The 16,470-nt window shown below is 72.2% G+C and carries 16 protein-coding genes; 6 read left to right on the top strand and 10 right to left on the bottom strand.

What is annotated here, in order from left to right:
* Positions 1 to 40: 40 nt before the first annotated feature.
* Positions 41 to 1,312, bottom strand: a complete 1,272-nt coding sequence (locus EDM22_RS00720) for a trans-sulfuration enzyme family protein (protein WP_122935113.1) — start codon at positions 1,310 to 1,312, stop codon at positions 41 to 43.
* 142 nt (positions 1,313 to 1,454) lie between these two features.
* On the opposite strand from EDM22_RS00720, the gene EDM22_RS00715 reads away from it, so the two are divergent.
* Positions 1,455 to 1,910: an Lrp/AsnC family transcriptional regulator gene (locus tag EDM22_RS00715; RefSeq protein ID WP_122935112.1), complete on the top strand. Its 456-nt coding sequence runs from the start codon at positions 1,455 to 1,457 to the stop codon at positions 1,908 to 1,910.
* Positions 1,911 to 1,967: 57 nt separating this feature from the next.
* On the opposite strand, the gene EDM22_RS00710 is transcribed toward EDM22_RS00715, so the two are convergent.
* From EDM22_RS00710 to EDM22_RS00700, 3 genes are read right to left on the bottom strand one after another with little or no spacing between them, the layout of a single operon-like run.
* Positions 1,968 to 3,350 (bottom strand): aspartate ammonia-lyase, encoded by a 1,383-nt coding sequence (locus EDM22_RS00710; protein WP_122935111.1) that lies wholly within the window; start codon positions 3,348 to 3,350, stop codon positions 1,968 to 1,970.
* Complete coding sequence (locus tag EDM22_RS00705) at positions 3,347 to 4,762, bottom strand: aldehyde dehydrogenase family protein (protein WP_122935110.1); 1,416 nt, start codon at positions 4,760 to 4,762, stop codon at positions 3,347 to 3,349. Before EDM22_RS00705 ends, EDM22_RS00710 begins: the two co-directional genes overlap by 4 nt.
* The gene (locus tag EDM22_RS00700; RefSeq protein ID WP_122935109.1) at positions 4,755 to 5,816 is read right to left on the bottom strand and encodes a homoserine dehydrogenase; all 1,062 of its coding nucleotides are present in this window, start codon (positions 5,814 to 5,816) and stop codon (positions 4,755 to 4,757) included. Before EDM22_RS00700 ends, EDM22_RS00705 begins: the two co-directional genes overlap by 8 nt.
* 377 nt (positions 5,817 to 6,193) lie before the next feature.
* Here EDM22_RS00700 and EDM22_RS00695 point away from each other — a divergent pair, with 377 nt between their 5' ends.
* From EDM22_RS00695 to EDM22_RS00685, 3 genes are read left to right on the top strand one after another with little or no spacing between them, the layout of a single operon-like run.
* A complete protein-coding gene (locus tag EDM22_RS00695; protein WP_245989102.1) occupies positions 6,194 to 7,636 on the top strand; it encodes an amino acid permease in 1,443 nt (480 codons plus the stop codon).
* Complete coding sequence (gene alr / locus EDM22_RS00690; RefSeq protein ID WP_122935107.1) at positions 7,633 to 8,781, top strand: alanine racemase; 1,149 nt, start codon at positions 7,633 to 7,635, stop codon at positions 8,779 to 8,781. The genes EDM22_RS00695 and alr overlap by 4 nt, the downstream gene beginning before the upstream one ends.
* A 38-nt stretch (positions 8,782 to 8,819) precedes the next feature.
* Positions 8,820 to 9,569 carry an IclR family transcriptional regulator domain-containing protein gene (locus EDM22_RS00685; protein ID WP_122935106.1) on the top strand — a complete coding sequence of 250 codons (750 nt, stop codon included), beginning with the start codon at positions 8,820 to 8,822 and terminating at the stop codon, positions 9,567 to 9,569.
* Positions 9,570 to 9,599: 30 nt separating this feature from the next.
* Here EDM22_RS00685 and EDM22_RS00680 read toward each other — a convergent pair whose 3' ends face one another.
* The 3 genes from EDM22_RS00680 to EDM22_RS00670 form a co-directional block, all read right to left on the bottom strand.
* A complete protein-coding gene (locus EDM22_RS00680; protein ID WP_122935105.1) occupies positions 9,600 to 10,376 on the bottom strand; it encodes an IclR family transcriptional regulator in 777 nt (258 codons plus the stop codon).
* 28 nt (positions 10,377 to 10,404) lie between these two features.
* A complete protein-coding gene (locus tag EDM22_RS00675) occupies positions 10,405 to 11,433 on the bottom strand; it encodes an NADPH:quinone reductase (RefSeq protein ID WP_122935104.1) in 1,029 nt (342 codons plus the stop codon).
* 80 nt (positions 11,434 to 11,513) lie between these two features.
* On the bottom strand, positions 11,514 to 11,987 hold the full coding sequence (locus EDM22_RS00670) for an NUDIX hydrolase (protein ID WP_122935103.1): 474 nt from the start codon (positions 11,985 to 11,987) through the stop codon (positions 11,514 to 11,516).
* A gap of 52 nt (positions 11,988 to 12,039) precedes the next feature.
* Here EDM22_RS00670 and EDM22_RS00665 point away from each other — a divergent pair, with 52 nt between their 5' ends.
* On the top strand, positions 12,040 to 12,615 hold the full coding sequence (locus EDM22_RS00665; protein ID WP_122935102.1) for a GNAT family N-acetyltransferase: 576 nt from the start codon (positions 12,040 to 12,042) through the stop codon (positions 12,613 to 12,615).
* A 32-nt stretch (positions 12,616 to 12,647) separates the two neighbouring features.
* Here EDM22_RS00665 and EDM22_RS00660 read toward each other — a convergent pair whose 3' ends face one another.
* Genes EDM22_RS00660 through EDM22_RS00650 form a run of 3 tightly spaced genes read right to left on the bottom strand, consistent with a single transcriptional unit; the run spans position 12,648 to position 14,871 of the window.
* Positions 12,648 to 13,115 (bottom strand): DUF3237 domain-containing protein, encoded by a 468-nt coding sequence (locus EDM22_RS00660; protein ID WP_122935101.1) that lies wholly within the window; start codon positions 13,113 to 13,115, stop codon positions 12,648 to 12,650.
* Entirely contained in the window at positions 13,112 to 13,606 is a 495-nt protein-coding gene (locus EDM22_RS00655) for a MarR family winged helix-turn-helix transcriptional regulator (RefSeq protein ID WP_122935100.1), read from the bottom strand. Before EDM22_RS00655 ends, EDM22_RS00660 begins: the two co-directional genes overlap by 4 nt.
* Positions 13,603 to 14,871 carry a flavin-dependent oxidoreductase gene (locus tag EDM22_RS00650; RefSeq protein ID WP_122935099.1) on the bottom strand — a complete coding sequence of 423 codons (1,269 nt, stop codon included), beginning with the start codon at positions 14,869 to 14,871 and terminating at the stop codon, positions 13,603 to 13,605. Before EDM22_RS00650 ends, EDM22_RS00655 begins: the two co-directional genes overlap by 4 nt.
* Before the next feature lie 216 nt (positions 14,872 to 15,087).
* On the opposite strand from EDM22_RS00650, the gene EDM22_RS00645 reads away from it, so the two are divergent.
* Positions 15,088 to 16,410: an MFS transporter gene (locus EDM22_RS00645; protein ID WP_122935098.1), complete on the top strand. Its 1,323-nt coding sequence runs from the start codon at positions 15,088 to 15,090 to the stop codon at positions 16,408 to 16,410.
* Positions 16,411 to 16,470 lie beyond the last annotated feature (60 nt).

The following is a 16,470-nucleotide window of genomic DNA, read 5'->3' as shown; positions in this document are numbered from 1 at the left end:
TCCCACGACGCCCGAGTAGGGGCGCGGCGCGCCCCGGCGCTCAGACGGTGGCGGTCGCGCCGGCCCCGGCCCCGACGGCTGCCCCGACCCCGGCCCTGTTGCCGCTGCCGAAGGTCGCGTCGAGTGCCGCAGCGAGATCCGCCCGCAGGTCGTCCGCGTCCTCGATGCCGACCGAGAGCCGCAGGTGCCCGTGGGTGCGGAACTCCTCGGGATACGTCGCGACGCGCGGGCCGTCGGCGGCGACGTGCACGATGAGCGAGTCGTCATGGCCGAGCGAGAACGCCGAGGTGATCAGGCGCAGGTGCGAGACGAACCGGTTCTGCGCGTCGGGTCCGCCCACCACGGCGAACGCGATCATGCCGCCGAAGCCACGGCCTCCGAACTGGCGGCGGGCGAGCTCGTGCTGCGGATGCGTCGTGAGGCCCGGATAGGCCACGTACTCCACGCGGGGGTCGGCCTCGAGGAACTCCGCGAGCGTCGCCGCGCTCGCGAACGCCTGCCGGAGCCGGAGCGGCAACGTGACCGAGCCGCGATGGATCTGCGACGCGTTGAAGGGCGAGATCACTCCGCCCACGTCGACCATCGCGTCGGCCTTGATGCGCTCCACGAGCTCATGGCGGCCGATCACGGCTCCGCCCATCGCGTCGCCGTGACCGTTGATGTACTTCGTGAGGGAGTGCACGACGAGGTCGGCGCCGTCGGCGATGGGCCGGTAGAAGGGCGGCGGCGTGAAGGTGGAGTCGACCATGACGATGGCCTCCCACTCGTGTGCGATCCGCGCGATCGCGGCGATGTCGGCGACCTTCGTCGTGGGGTTCGCGATCGCCTCGACGCAGACGAGGCGGGTCTCTGGGCGCATCGCGGCGCGCAGCGCGTCGAGGTCGGTGACGTCGACGAACGTCGCCTCGATGCCGTAGCGCTGCGGGAGCAGCTCGGTCCACAGGCGCCAGGTCGCCTCGTAGGTGACGTCGCTCACGACGACGTGGTCGCCCACGCGCACGTGCGTGAAGAAGACCGCATGCAGGGCGGCGACGCCGGTGGCGAGCGCGACTGCGGCCTCGCCGCCCTCGAGCGCGGCGAGCTTCGCCTCGAGCGCCGCCTGATTGACGCCGGTGTTGCGCGTGTACAGCCCGGGCGCCGTCGCCGACCAGCTGATCGAGCTCGGGTCGTCGGGCAGCTCGTACGAGTTCGCCATGACGAGCGGAACGCGCAGCGCGCGGGTTCCCGGGTCGACGGCGTTGCCGGCGTGCACCGCCATGCTCAGGTCCGAGAGGGAGTGCGGGAGGCGCTTGTCGGGTCGGGCGGAGGTCATGTGTGGTCCCCTTCTGGAAGTCGACGGCATCGCTCGGCCGGAGCCGTCGCCGTCTGTAGTATGCATCATTGACATATTGTGTTGCTAGTATCGCACGCACGACGACGAAGTCATCGTCGATGCGCACCCACGAGGAGTCCCCATGACCGGAGCCCGTCTCGATGAGATCGATCGGCGCATCCTCGCCGAGCTCGCCGACGATGCGCGCATCCAGCTCGTCACGCTCGCGGCACGCGTGCACCTCTCGCGCAATGCCGTACGTCAGCGCATCGAGCGGATGGAGCGCGACGGGGTGATCGCGGGATACACGCTCGTCCGCGGACGCGCCGACGGCGACGCGCGACCGGTCTCCGCCGTGCTCTTCGTCTACCGGGTCGACCGGATGCGGGGCGGCCAGGTGCTGGCCGAGCTCGCCGCGATCCCCGAGGTCGTGCGGTGCGACATCCTCGCCGGCGAGTTCGACCTGCTCGTGACCGTGCAGGCCGACTCGATGGATCGGGTCGGCGACGTCTGGGAGCGGATCGCCGCGCTGCCCGACGTGGCGAACACCGTGACCTCCGTCTCGCTCACCACGGTGATCGACCGCGGCACGCGCTGACCGCCCCGTCCGCCCGTTCCCGCCGTTCCCTCCGTTCGCTCCGGCGGATGCCGCGGCTCACCGCGCGAGCATCCGCTCGGCTTCGGCGACGTCGACGCCGGCGTGCAGGGCGACGGATGCCGCGACCGCGCCGCCGGTGGCGAGCGCGTGCTTCGCGGCCGCCGTCGCGGCGTCGTACCCGATCACCGGCACCAGCGCGGTCACGGCACCCACGGAGACGGCGACGCGTTCGGCGAGGAGCGCCTCGTTCGCCTCGATCCCGTCGACGCAGTGGGCTCGCAGCACCCGGACCCCGTTGGCGAGCCAGTCGGCGGACTGCAGGAGGGAGTGCGCGATGATCGGCTCGAACGCGTTGAGCTGGAGCTGACCGCCCTCGGCGGCGATCGCGATCGTGACGTCGGCGCCGATGACCGCGAAGGCGATCTGGTTCACCACCTCGGGGATCACCGGATTCACCTTGCCCGGCATGATCGACGACCCCGCCTGCCGCGCCGGGAGGCGGATCTCCGAGAATCCGGCCTGCGGTCCGCTCGAGAGCAGCCGGAGGTCGTTGCAGATCTTCGACAGCTTCACCGCCGTGCGGCGGAGCACCGCGGAGGCCTGCAGGAAGCCGCCTGCATCCCACGTCGCCTCGAAGAGGTGCGCGGCAGGCGTCAGCGGCAGCCCGCTGAGCGCGCGCAGGTGCTCGATCACCGCCTCGCGGTACCCGGGCGGCGCCGTCACCCCGGTTCCGATCGCCGTGGCGCCGAGGCTGCACTCCAGGAGAAGCGGGACGGCCTCCCGGATCCTCGCGACGTCCTCGCGCACCGCGACGGCGAACGCCGTCAGCTCGTCGCCGAGCGTCATGGGCACGGCGTCCTGGAGTTGCGTCCGCCCGACCTTGCGCACGCGCGCGAAGGTCGCGCCGCGCTCGGCGAACGAGTCCGCGAGCCGGTCCAGCTCGGGCACCAGTTCGCCGAGCGCGGCGACGACGGCCAGTCGGATCGCCGTCGGGTAGACGTCGTTCGTGGACTGACTGCGGTTCACGTCGTCGATCGGGTGGATCACGTCGTAGCGGCCCCGCTCGTGGCCGAGCCGCTCCAGCGCCGCGTTGGCGATGACCTCGTTGGCGTTCATGTTGGTGCTCGTGCCCGCGCCGCCCTGCACCACGTCGACGCAGAACTGGTCGTGCAGTTCGCCGCGCCGCACCCGCTCGCAGGCGTGCTCGATCGCCCCCGCCTGGGTCTCCGTGAGGAGCCCCAGGCCGCGGTTGGCGCGGGCGGCCGCCTGCTTCACGGTCGCGAGGGCGCGCACGAGGTGGGGGTGGCGCGCGATCGGCGTGCCGCTGATCGGGAAGTTCTCCCGGGCCCGGGTGGTGTGCACGCCCCAGTACGCCCCGGCGGGCACGCGCACGTCGCCCAGCGAATCGGTCTCGACCCGGAACCGCTGCCCGATGCTCATGCGCTGATGCAGACGACCTTGGGCTGGGTCATCTCCTCGAACGCGAATCGCACGCCCTCGCGGCCCATGCTCCCGTACTTCGCCCCGCCGAACGGCATGCCGTCGACCCGGTAGTCCGAGGAGTCGTTGATCATCACGCCGCCCGCCTCGAGGCGCTCCGCGACGCGGAGGGCACGACCGAGATCGCGCGTGAAGACCGCCGAATGGAGGCTGAACTCGACCTCGTTGGCGAGGGACAGCGCCTGCTCCTCGGAATCGAAGGGCTCGAGCATCACGATCGGCGCGAACACCTCGTCGGCCCAGAGCTCGCACGAGAACGGGACGCGCTCGAGCACGGTGGGCCAGAACACGGCGCCGTCGCGCCGGTTCCCGAGCAGCAGCACGGCTCCGGCGGCGATCGCGTCCTCGACGAGTCGCTCGGCGCGTTCGGCCGACGGCACGCCGATCATCGGCCCGACGTCCGTGGACTCCTGCGCCGGGTCACCGGCACGCAGCGTCGCGGATGCCGCGACGAACCGCTCTCGGAACTCCTCGTACGCCGCCCGCTGCACGAGGATCCGCTGCACGCCGACGCAGTTCTGGCCGGCGGCCCAGAACGCGCCGGAGACGCACGCCTCGACGGCGGCCGGGAGGTCGGCGTCGTCGAACACCACGACGGGGGCGTTGCCGCCGAGTTCCATCGCGAGTCGCTTGAGCCCGGCGCCGCGCGCGATCGCCTCACCGGTCGCGAAACCGCCGGTGAACGACACCATCCGGATCTCTCGCACGGCGATGAGCGCCTGCGCGAGGGTGCGGTCACCGTGCACCACGGTGACGATCTCGTCGGGTACGCCCGCGTCGACCAGCAGGTCGACGAGGAACTGCGCCGTGAGCGGCGTGAACTGAGAGGGCTTCAGGATGACGGAGTTCCCGGCGGCGATCGCCGGCCCGAGCTTGTGCGCGACGAGGTTGAGGGCGTCGTTGTAGGGCGTGATCGCGAGGACGATGCCGAGCGGCTCCCGCGTGAACCAGCCGCGGCGGTGCTCGGAGCCCTCGAACGCATCGAACGGGATCACCTCGCCGGCGTTCGACCGTGCCGCCTCGGCGGAGAGCGAGAGCGTCGTGATCGCGCGGCGCACCTCCTTGCGCGCCTGGCGGATGGTCTTGCCCGCCTCGCGCACGATGAGATCCGCCGCGACGCCCGCGCGTTCGCGCAGCAGGCCCGCCGCACGCTCGAGCGCCGCGTGGCGCTGGAATCGCGACATCGCGCTCGAGAGCGTGAAGCCGAGGCGGGCGCGGTCGAGGATCCGCTCGACGTCGGCGCCGTCGTGCTGCGGGACGCGCCCGATCTCCGACCCGTCGTACGGGTTCAGCACCGCGGCGAAGCGGGGGAACATGCCGGTGGCCACGGGGGCGATGACGAGCTCAGACATCCGTGGCCGCCCCGATGAGGGCACCGCGACCGGCGTGGATGGCGATGACGTCGGACAGCAGGGCGTAGGCGGTCTCGACCCGCCCCGCGCCGGGCCCCGAGACGGCGACGGTGCCGAGCAGGTCGGTGTCGAACGCGACCGCGTTCGTGGCGCCCGAGACGCCCGCGAGCGGGTGGTCGAGCGGCAGCGCGACGGGCGCGACGCTCGCGGTCACCGATCCGTCGTCGTTGCGATGGGCGTCGCCGATGAGCTTCCACCGGCGTCCCTGGCGCTGCGCTTCGGCGATCTCCGCGGCGGAGACGGTCGAGAGGCCCCGGCGCGAGACGTCCGCCGTGGTGAGGTCGGCGCCGAGCACCTCGTTGGCGAGGATCACGACCTTGAGCTGCACGTCGGATCCTTCGAGGTCGGCCGTCGGGTCCGCCTCTGCGTAGCCAAGCTCCTGCGCCTCGGCCACCGCGTCCGGCAGGCTGAGGCCCGCCTCCATCCGGCCGAGCACGTAGTTGCTCGTGCCGTTCAGAATCCCCTGCACCCCGCGGATGCGCAGGCCCGAGAACATCCGCTCGGCGAGCCGCAGGATCGGCGTGCCGCTCAGGACCGCGCCCTCGTGCTCGAACCGCACGCCGTGGTCGGCGGCGAGCGCACGGAGCTCGGCGCCGGCGAGCGCGACGGGCCCCTTGTTCGTGGTCGTGACGTGCTTGCCGGACTCGAGCGCCCAGCGCACGTGGGAGATGGCCGGCTCGCCGTCGACGGGGTTGGTGAAGGTGGCCTCGACCACGATGTCGGCGGTGGTGTTGCGGATGACATACTCGTTGCGCGGTTCGGGGTCGCCTCCTGCGAAGGGGGCGAAGTTCGCGCCGGGCTCGAGCGCGAGCACCGCGGACAGGTCGATGCCGTCGGCCTGCATGAGCGAGCCGAGCCGCAGGTCGGTGATGGCGACCACTCGGAGCTCGAAGCCGAGCTCCGAGGTCAGCGCGGCGCCGCGCTCGTCGATGAGCTCGGCGAGCGCGCGGTTGACACCGCCGAAGCCGATGAGTGCCAGGTCGTAGCGATCCACGTTTTCCTCCTTGGTTCACGCTGTGGTGAGGTTCATCCTGCGAGGCGAGCGCGTCAGCCGTGCCTGTCGATCCGCTCGCGCGGCTGGGCGGATCGCCCGCGTCACGGCCGATGCGACCGTCGTCGTCGAACGCGGCGTACGACGACGTCATCGCACTTGCGGCAGGTCGGGTCGGGGTTGTAACGTCCTCGAAACCGAGGCGCGTGCATTAACGACATATCTGGATGCTGATAATGCATGCACACACTCAACGCCGAGCCCCTCACACGAAAACGGAGAAACCTGAGATGACCGGATCCGCCCGCGGCGACCAGCTGCCCAACACGCTTCCCCACACCACCGCCACGCAAGTGCCGTTCCGCCGATTGCAGCGCTCGATGGATGCGCGGCACCTGATCATGATCGCCCTGGGCGGCGTGATCGGCTCGGGGCTGTTCCTCAGCTCGGGCTACACCATCCACCAGGCAGGACCGCTCGGCGCCGTCATCGCGTACGGCATCGGCGCACTCGTCGTCTACCTCGTCATGGCGTGCCTCGGCGAGCTCGCCCTCGCCTACCCGGTGTCGGGGGCGTTCCACATCTACGCCGCGAGATCCATCAACCCGGCGACCGGATTCACGACGGCGTGGCTGTACTGGCTCTGCTGGGTCGTCGCGCTGGGGTCCGAGTTCACCGCAGCCGGCATCCTCATGCAGCGCTGGTTCCCCGACGTGGCGGTGTGGGTGTGGTGCCTCATCTTCGCGGCGCTGCTGTTCACCCTGAACGCGATCTCGGCGCGCGTCTTCGGCGAGACCGAGTTCTGGTTCTCGCTCGTCAAGGTCGCCGCGATCATCGGACTCATCGTGCTCGGCGGGGCCGCGATCTTCGGCTTCACGCCGCTCTCGACGAACGACCCCGGCGCCGTGCTCTTCAGCAACTTCATGACCCCCGACGGCCTCTTCCCGACCGGTATCGGCGGCGTGCTCATGACCTCGCTCGTCGTGTTCTACGCCTTCAGCGGCTCCGAGCTCATCGGCGTCGCGGCGGGCGAGACCAAGGACCCGGCACGCAACATCCCGAAGGCACTGCGCTCGACCGTCCTGCGCCTCGTGATCTTCTTCATCGGCTCCATCACGGTCATCGCGGCGCTCGTGCCCTACGAGGAGACCGGCGTCACCGACAGCCCGTTCGTGACCGTGTTCGAGTACGTGGGCATCCCCTTCGCGCCCGACATCATGAACTTCGTCATCATCACGGCCCTGCTCTCCGCCGGCAACAGCGGCCTCTTCTCCTGCGCCCGGATGCTGTTCTCCCTCGCCGAGGAAGGACACGCGCCGCGCGCCTTCATGCGACTGACCCGTCGGGGCATCCCGATCGTGGCGCTGAGCGTCAGCATGGTCATCGGCCTGGCGTCGCTCCTGTCGAGCGTGATCGCGCCGTCGACCGTGTACCTGGTGCTCGTGTCGATCGCCGGGTTCGCCGTCGTCGCCGTCTGGATGTCGATCGTGGCCGCGCAGTTCTTCCACCGCCGCGCGTTCGTGCGAGCGGGCGGCGACGTGTCGAGCCTCGCGTACCGTACGCCGCTCTATCCCGTGGTGCCGATCGTGGCGTTCGTCCTACTCGGGATCTCGATCGTCGCGATCGCGTTCGACCCGAACCAGGTCACGGCGCTCTACTTCGGCATCCCGTTCGTCGCGCTCTGCTACCTGTACTTCTGGTTCCGGTTCGGGCGACGAGGTGCGCGCACCGTGACGCCCCCGTCCGAGGAGGCGCCCGTCGATGAGATCGTCGAGCCCGTGATCGACGTCGCGGCACCGGTCGCGGACGACGCGATCCGATGATCCCGTCGCCGGGGTGGATCGAGGTCGACCTCGACGCCGTGGGCCGCAACCTCGACCTCCTGCGGGACTCGCTCCCGCAACGGGTCGACGTGGCAGCGGTGCTCAAGGCGGACGCCTACGGGCACGGGATCGACCACGTCCTCCCGCTGGTCATCGATCGCGGCATCGGGACCATCGGCGTCACCGGCAACGACGAGGCGCGCGCCGCTCGCTTCCTCGGCTTCGCCGGGCGGATCATGCGGATCCGCCCGGCGCTCGCCGAGGAGGTCGACGACGCGATCGCCCACGGCGTCGAGGAGTGGGTCGGCGGCGCCGAGCACGGCGCCGAGGTCGCCCGCGTCGCGCGCGAGCGGGGCATCCGCATCCCCGTGCACGTGTCGATCAACTCGACGGGCCTCAGCCGCGACGGGATCGAGCTGCTCCACCCGCGCGGCAGGGAGGACCTCCGCCGCGTGCTCGACGAGCCGTCGCTGCGCGTCGTCGGCGTGTGCTCGCACTTCCCCTGCGAGGACGCCGACGACGTGGCGCAGGGCGCGGCCGCGTTCCAGGTCCAGTCCGACCTGGTGCTCCGTTCGCTCGCGGCGGCCGCCCGGGCGGGCATCCGCCGTCACTGCGCGACGTCGTTCGCCGCCCTGACGGTGCCCGACTCGCACTTCGACCTCGTGCGGATCGGCGCGGCGCTCTACGGAGACTCCACTGCGCCGCACCCCGGCTTCCACCCCGCGTTCACGCTCAAGTCGCGAGTGGCCGCGGTCAACGAGTACCGGGCAGGGAGCACGGTCGGCTACGACCGCACCCACCGGCTCGACCGCGACGCCGTGCTCGCCACCGTGCCGATCGGGTACGCCGACGGCGTGCAGCGGTCGCTGGGCGGTCGCGCGTGCGTGCTGATCCGCGGTCGTCGCCTGCCGATCGTCGACCGGCACGCGATGAACACGCTGACCGTCGACGCGACCGAGCTCCGCGACCTCCGTCCCGGCGAGGAGGTCGTGCTCTACGGGCGGCAGGGATCCGACCGCATCTCGTCGGCCGACCTCGAGCGGGCGAACGGGCACATCGCCGCCGACCTGTACTCCGTCTGGGGACGGCTGCATCCGCGGATCCCGGTTCGCTCCACCACCGTGTCGCATCGGGATGCGGTGTAATGGGCAGACAACCCCGACCCCGTTGACAGGCGGACGCCGTGCAGACCCACTCATCGCTCTCCCAGGGCCTTCGGCTGCTCGAGACCGCCGTCGCACGGGAGCGGTCGGGTCGCCCCGGATACACTGCCTCGCGCCTCGCCGACGCGACCGGCATCGAACGCAGCCGGGTCTCGCGCCTCACCCAGGAGCTCCGCGCGCTCGACTACCTCGAGCGCGATGACACGCAGGCGTTCCGAGCCGGCGACCGGTTCCTCGCCGTCGCCGCGACGCTCAACGAGCCCTGGCTGCGAGCCGCCCGTGTCGAACTGCGCGCACTCGCCGCCCGCTTCCGGGTCACCGCGCGGGTCACCGGTCGCGACGGCGCGCGGGCCGTGCTGCTGCGCCACGAGGCGGGAGTCGGTGCGGCCGAGTCGTCCGTGCGCCCCGGCATGGTGACGCCCACCTGGTCGACGGGAGCCGGGCGCGCCCTGCTCTGGGACCACGATCGCGGGGCGCTCGAGGCGCTGCTGTCCGACGTCCAGTTCGTCGGCGTCGGCGGCCCCGGCGCGGCGCGCTCGGTCGCCGACGTCGACGCGCTGATGGAACGCGACCGGGCCGGCGGCGTCATCCGGGCCGCGGAGGAGTTCGACGACGGCGTGCACGAGACCGCGCTGCCACTGCGCGGGACCGACGGGACGATCGTCGCGGCGATCAGTGCGAGCGGGTCCGCCGCCGAGCTGACCGATGAGGTCGTCGTCGCGGTGGCAGGGGCCGCCGCGCGCCTGACCGCGCTCGTGACGGGGCGCTGAGCCGGTCGGGGCGTCTCGAACGGCCGAACGTCAGGCGGGAGCGCCCAGCAGGCTCGACAGCTCCGCGGCGGCGCCGACGCAGCGCTCCCCGAGCTCTGCCGTGCGCGGCGCCAGGCTCTCGCGCGCGCCGACGACCTGCACCGCCGCCACGACCTCGCCGCGGAAGTCGCGCACGGGTGCCGCGACCGAGTACAGGCCGGGTTCTGCCTCCTCGTCGACGATCGCGAAGCCGCGCTTCCGCGCCGACCCGAGCCGGTCGAGGAAGTCGTCGACCGATGCCGGCGCGTTCGGTCCGGCGCTCCGGAACGCGGTCGCCGCGAAGACGGCGCGCACCTCGTCGTCGCTCGCATCCCACAGCACCGCCTGGCCGGCGTCGCTGCAGTACGCCGGATAGGCGCGGCCGAGCCACGAGCCGATCATGCGCGACGTCGGCGGCAGGCTCTCGGCGATGGTCACCGTGCTGTCGCCGACCAGGGCGCCGACGAAGCAGGCCTCGTCGGCCGCCTCGCTGAGCCGGTCGAGCACGGTCAGGCCGTCGACGCGCAGGCGGTGGTCGGTCAGCTCCTGGGCGGCCGCGTACCAGCCCCAGCCGAGCCGGTAGCTGCGATCGGCGCCCCGCACGACGAGGCCGTGCGCGGCGAGGGACGCGAGCGTGCGCGACACCTGGGATCGCTCGCGGTCCAGCCGCGCGGCGACCCGCGAGACCGTGGCCCGATGCGGAGCGTCCCCCGTCAGCTCGGCGAGCGCCGAGAGCACCTCGAACGCCCGGCCCATGCTCGAGCTGGCGTTGCCGTGACCCTCGTCCATGGGATTCAGGCTACCGATCGATCGCCCGTCACTGCGGCGCGACGTCGATGAGCACCTTGCCGACCACGCCGCCCTCGACGGCGTCGTGCGCGGCCGCGGCCTGCTCGAGCGGGTAGCGGTGCAGCGGCAGTCCCGCTTCCTCGCCGACCGCGAGGGCACCGTCGCGCGCGGCGGCCGTCACGTCCTCGCCGGCAGCTGCCCAGGCCGTCGCGCCCATCGTGTAGATGAGCACGAACTGGTAGCGCAGGTTGAGCGAGATCGCGCGTCCGAAGTCGATCGTGAGCGGCATCCCGCCGTCGTTGCCGTAGCTCGCGATCGTCGACCGCTCGTGGGTCACCGCCTGGTCGAGCGCGGCGTTCGCGCCCGCGGCCACCTCGACGACGAGGTCGACGCCGCCGGGCGCGATCGCGCGGATCCGGCCCGCGACATCCGGATCGCGGTAGAGCACGACCTCGTGGGCGCCCGCAGCCGTGGCGAGCGCCGCCTTCTCGGGGCTGCTCACGGTCGTGATCACCGTCGCGCCGGCCCAGCGGGCGAGCTGGATCGCGGCGTGCCCCACGGCGCCCGCTCCCCCGGCGACGAGCACGGTCGTGCCGGCGAGCGCGCCCGGGTGCAGGCGGCTCGGTCCGTCCTCCGAGACGGTCAGCGCGCGGTGCGCCGTGACCGCCGGCACGCCGAGGCTCGCACCGACGTCGAACGACACCCCGTCGGGCAGCGGAAACGCCCGCTCGGCGAGCGTGATCGTGGACTCCTGCGCGGTGCCCGACTCGGGGCGCTGCCACGCCGAGATCGCGAGCCAGACCCGGTCGCCCACGGCGAACCCGGTGACGTCCGGGCCCACGGCGTCGACGATGCCCGCGCCGTCCTGGTTCGGCACGGTCAGCCCGGCGGTCGCCGCGGCCGAGCCGGAGCCGCGGCGCGACTTCCAGTCGGTGGGATTCACGCCGGAGACGACGACCCGCACCCGCAGCTCGCCGGGCCCCGGCTCCCCGATCTCCCGCTCCGACGGTTCGAGCACCGAGGAGTCCCCCGGGCGGCGATAGACGATGGCTCTCATGCGAGGTGCAACCCGCCGGGCATGCCCGGGATTCCGCGTCGACGAGCCCGGCGCGGCGAGCGGCTGGCCCGCGGCATCCGTCAGGCCCCGCCCTCGAAGCGCGCCTCGACGCGGTCGTCGAGCGCCAGCTCGATGCAGCGGCGGTGCCGCTCGGCCACGGCGGCCAGATCGTGCACCGGATGCCACGCCAGATCGGTCATCTCACCGTCGGCGGGATACGGCTCGCCCTCGAGCCAGGTGCACCGGAACGTGAGGTCGAGGTAGTCGGCCTGGTCGCCGTTGGCGTAGGTGATGCGCGGGATCTGGTGCACCCACGCCAGCCGATCCACCCGGATGCGGACCCCCGCCTCCTCGAGCGCCTCCCGCCGGGCGGCGTCGGCCGGCTCCTCGCCCGGATCGACGATGCCCGTGATCGGCGTCAGCGCGCCCGTGTCGGACCGCCGTCCGAGCAGCACCGCGTCGCCGCGCACGATGACGGCGGTCACGCCGACGAGCGAGAGCGGGGCCGTGCCGATGTGCCGGCGCAGGTCGAGCACGAAGTCGGGGGTGGGCATGGCGACACCCTATGCGACCGGCGGTGTCGGAGGCGGGTGGCAGGGTGGTCGCATGGCGATCGAGGTGCGTGCAGCATCCGTCTTCGACGACGTCGCGACGATGGTCGGGCCCAAGCGTCCCGACGCGAGCGTGTGCTGGTGCCTCAGCTACCGGCTGACCTCGTCGAAGGAGAACCTCGCGCTGCGAGGCCCGGCCCGGGGCGAGCGCGTGCGGGAGCTCTGCCGGCAGAGCCCGCCGCCCGGGGTGCTCGCCTACGACGGCGACGAGGTCGTCGGGTGGGCGGCCGTGCACCCTCGCTCCGACACGAGCTACGCGCGCAACCGCCGCATCCCCCACGTCGACGACCTCGACGTGTGGTCGGTGTGGTGCATCCGGGTGCGGCCCGGCCATCGCGGCGAGGGCATCTCGCACCACCTGCTCGCCGGCGCCGTGGAGTTCGCGCGCGAGCACGGCGCGCCCGCGATCGAGGGCTACCCCGTCGACAACCACGGCGAGAAGGTCGACCTCACGATGGCGTACGTCGGCACGCGCACGCTGTTCGAGCGCGCCGGGTTCACGAGGGCGGCCGACACGACGTCGGTGCTGAACGGGTTCCCGCGGGTGCTCATGCGGCTCGACCTGCGCTGAGGGCGGCGCAGGGCATCAGCCCCGACTCGCCTTCACGTCATGCGGTACGCGTCGTACACCACGAGCCCCTCGCCGCGGGCGGCCGCCGCGACGACGAGCTCGCGCTGGAGCGCTTCGTGGGCGGGCGCGGAGGTCTCGACCATCACGTGCAGCCGGAACGCGTACTCCGTGGCGGGCACCTGGGCGCCGCGCAGCAGCGCCTCGAGCACCTCGGGGCTGCCGGCGCGCACCCCATGGGTGCGCAGGTGCAGGAGCGCCCCGTCGGCGGTGCGCGCCGTGTACCGCGTGTCGATCTCGATCGTGCCGTCGGCGCGCACGACCTGCCAGTCGGCGCCGCCCGGCAGCACCTCGGCGTCGAGCCCGTCGAAGATGCGGCCCCCGACGATCGGCACGACGCGTCGATGGCCCGCGCTCGTCATGCCGTGGTCCTCGACCGGCCCCACCAGGACCTCCACGCGGAAGAGCCGCTCGAGCCCGGTCGGCGGCGGCTCCAGGCTCATCGCTGCTCCCCCGCCTGCAGTCGCACGCGACCGGCCCGGGCGTGGGCCTGGATCTCGTCCCGCAGTCGCTCGAGCGAGGGGAGCGCCGCGGCGAGCGCCGTGCGATCCGCCTCGGGCAGCGATGACATCGCCGCCGCGAGCAGCCGCTCGCTCGCCTCGTCGAAGCGTCGCAGCAGGGTCGCGGCACGCGTCGAGGCGCGCACCGCGACGCGGCGGCGATCGACGGGGTCGGGCTCGCGCACGATGAGGTCGGCGGCCTCCATCGTGCGCAGCAGGTTGCTGACCGTGGGGCGGCTGAGGCTCAGCTCCTCGGCGATCTCGGCCGGGCTGCGCACGGCGCCGACGGGCAGCGCGCGCAGCACCTCGACCTGGGCGTCGGGGATCTCGGGGAGCTGCTCGGCAGTGCGAGCGGCGCGCAGGAGCCCGCGCCGGAGGGGCGAGATCACTCCGCTGAGGCGGGCCGCGTCGAGGCGGCCGGGCCGCGCGCTCACGACCGCACCCCGGTGCCGGGCGTCAGCGACGGCCGTTCGTTCAGCCGCTCGGGATGGAACCCCGCCGCGACCTTGTACGAGTCGGCGATGCCGCGCAGCTCCTCGTCGGCGATCACGTCGTGGATGTCGGCGAACCCCTGCGGCGCCCGCTCCCGGGCGAGCTGCATGACGCGCTCCGGGCCGAGCTGCCGGGTCATCTCCGACAGGCGTGCGGTCGCCGGGCGGCGCTCCTCCTCGTAGGCGGCGAGCGCCTCGTCGATGCCGGGCCCGGTGGCGAGGTGGAAGACGAGCGTGCGTGCATCGAGGATCGCCTGGGACGCGCCGTTGGAGCCGTTCGGGTAGAGCGCGTGCGCAGCGTCGCCGAGCAGCGTGGTGCGGCCGAAGGTCCATCGGGGCAGCGGGTCGCGGTCGACCATCGGATACTCGAGGATCCGGTCGGCCGCGGCGATGACCCCGGGCACGTCGAGCCAGTCGAACCGCCAGTCGGCGAACAGCTCGACGATGGGGCCGGCGTCGACGGCGTGGTTCCAGTCCGCCGTCTCGGCCATGCCGTCGGGGGCTCGGCGCTCGGCGATGAAGTTGACCCGGGTGAGGCCCGTGTCGGGGCCCTGCGCGACGAGGGGGTAGGCCACGAACTTCTGCTCGTCGTCGCCCGCCATGACCATGGTGCGTCCGTCGAGGAAGGTGGGCGCGAGGGCGGTGCCGCGCCACAGCACGAGTCGGTTCCACGGCGGCGCCCCCTCGGCGGGGTACGCCTGCGCACGCAGGGCCGAGTGGATGCCGTCGGCGCCGACGACGAGGTCGGCCTCGAGCACGAGTTCGGCTCCGGATGCATCCGCGAACCGCACGATCTCGCCCGTGCCGCCGTGCTCGACGCCGAGGGCACGCCAGCCCAGCCGGATCGCATCGGGTCCGAGCCGCCGCCGAACCTCGTCGGCGAGCAGCAGCTGGAACTCGCCGCGATGCACCGAGAGCTGCGGCCAGCGGTAGCCGGCGTCGAGGCCGCGCGGCTCGCTCCAGATGAGCTGGCCGAACCGGTTGACGTAGGTCAGGCGGGCCGGCGGCACGCCGATCGCGGCGACCGCCTCGCCGAGCCCGAGCTCAGTGAGCTCGCGCACGGCGTGCGGCAGCAGGTTGATGCCCACCCCGAGGGGCCTGAGCTCCTGAGCCCGCTCGACGACGGTGACGTCCGAGTAGCCGGCGCGCTCCAGGCTGAGGGCGGTCGCGAGTCCGCCGATCCCGGCACCGACGATGACGATCTTCATGTGGCCTCCTTGCGCACGTGCAGATGATTTTGCAACAAACCTATCGCCGCCGTCAAGCGTCGGGAGCCGAACCGCTCGTCGCACGTCGCCTACCGTTCGTCGCAGGCCGACTTCCGTGAGCGCGCGTCCATGCGCTATGGTCGGTTCCCTGACCGAACGATCGGTCAGTAAAGGCGCTCCCCCGCCGAATCCCCACGCGAGAACAACGGAGTTCGCATGACGTCAACCATCCATGAACAAGCCGAGCGCACCGGCCGGATGCCCAAGGAGGAGCGCAAGGTCCTCGCAAGCACCCTGGTCGGCACCTCGATCGAGTGGTACGACTTCTTCATCTACGCCCAGGCGGCCGGCCTCGTGCTCGCGCCCCTGTTCCTCGCCCCGGTGGCCGAGTCCAACCCGGCGCTCGCGCAGATCCTCGCCTTCGCGACGATCGGCATCTCGTTCCTGTTCCGCCCGCTCGGCGCCGTGGTCGCCGGCTACCTCGGCGACAAGCTCGGCCGCAAGCGGATGCTCGTCTTCACGCTCGTGATGATGGGCGTCTCGACCTCGCTCATCGGCTTCCTGCCGACGTACGCGGCGATCGGCATCGCCGCCCCGATCCTGCTGATCCTGCTCCGCATCCTGCAGGGCTTCTCGGCAGGCGGCGAGTGGGGCGGCGCGGCGCTCATGGCCGTCGAGCACGCCCCGAACGCCAAGCGCGGCTTCTTCGGCGCGTTCCCGCAGATCGGCGTGCCGGTCGGCATGATCCTCGCGACCTTCACGCTCTGGGTCATCACCTCGTCGATGTCGCAGGAGGACTTCCTCGCCTGGGGCTGGCGCATCCCGTTCATCCTCTCGATCGTGCTCATCGTCGTCGGCTACGCGATCCGTCGCGCCGTCGAGGAGAGCCCGGTCTTCCAGGACCTGCAGCGCCGCCAGAAGGAGTCGTCGGCTCCGCTCCGCCAGCTGTTCCGCCACAACACGAAGAACGTCGTGCTCACGGCGATCATCTTCATCGGCAACAACGCGGCCGGCTACCTGCTCATCGCGTTCTTCGCCACCTACGCGGTGACGGTGCTCGGCATGGACCGCCCGGCGGTCCTGCTCGCCACCGTGCTCGCATCGTTCGGCTGGCTCGGGTTCACGATGCTGGGCGGCCGCATCTCCGACCGGATCGGACGCGTGCGCACGTTCCAGATCGGCTACACGTTCCTCGCGCTGTGGGCCGTGCCCATGTGGTTCCTCATCGACACGGGCGACATCGTCTGGTACTTCGTCGCCCTCTTCGTGATGACCATCGGCCTCGGCCTCTCGTACGGCCCGCAGGCATCCCTCTACGCCGAGATGTTCCCGGCGAACGTGCGCTACTCGGGCGTGTCGATCGGCTACGCGCTCGGCGCGATCCTCGGCGGCGCGTTCGCCCCGATGATCGCCGAGGCGCTGCTCGCCGCGACGGGCAACTCGTGGACGATCGGCGTGTACATCGCCATCGCCGCGCTGGTCTCGCTCGCGGGCGTGTCGATGGTCAAGGAGACGAAGGGCGTCGACCTGCACGTGTAGGGGGCGGCGTGCGCGGTCGGGGGCTGCGCACGCCACGGGGGGCCGGATGCCGCATCCGGC

Source organism: Agromyces tardus, from assembly GCF_003710805.1.
Lineage (GTDB): Bacteria > Actinomycetota > Actinomycetes > Actinomycetales > Microbacteriaceae > Agromyces > Agromyces tardus.
Note: the sequence above shows the minus strand (reverse complement) of the source record. Positions and strands in the feature narration are given on the sequence as shown.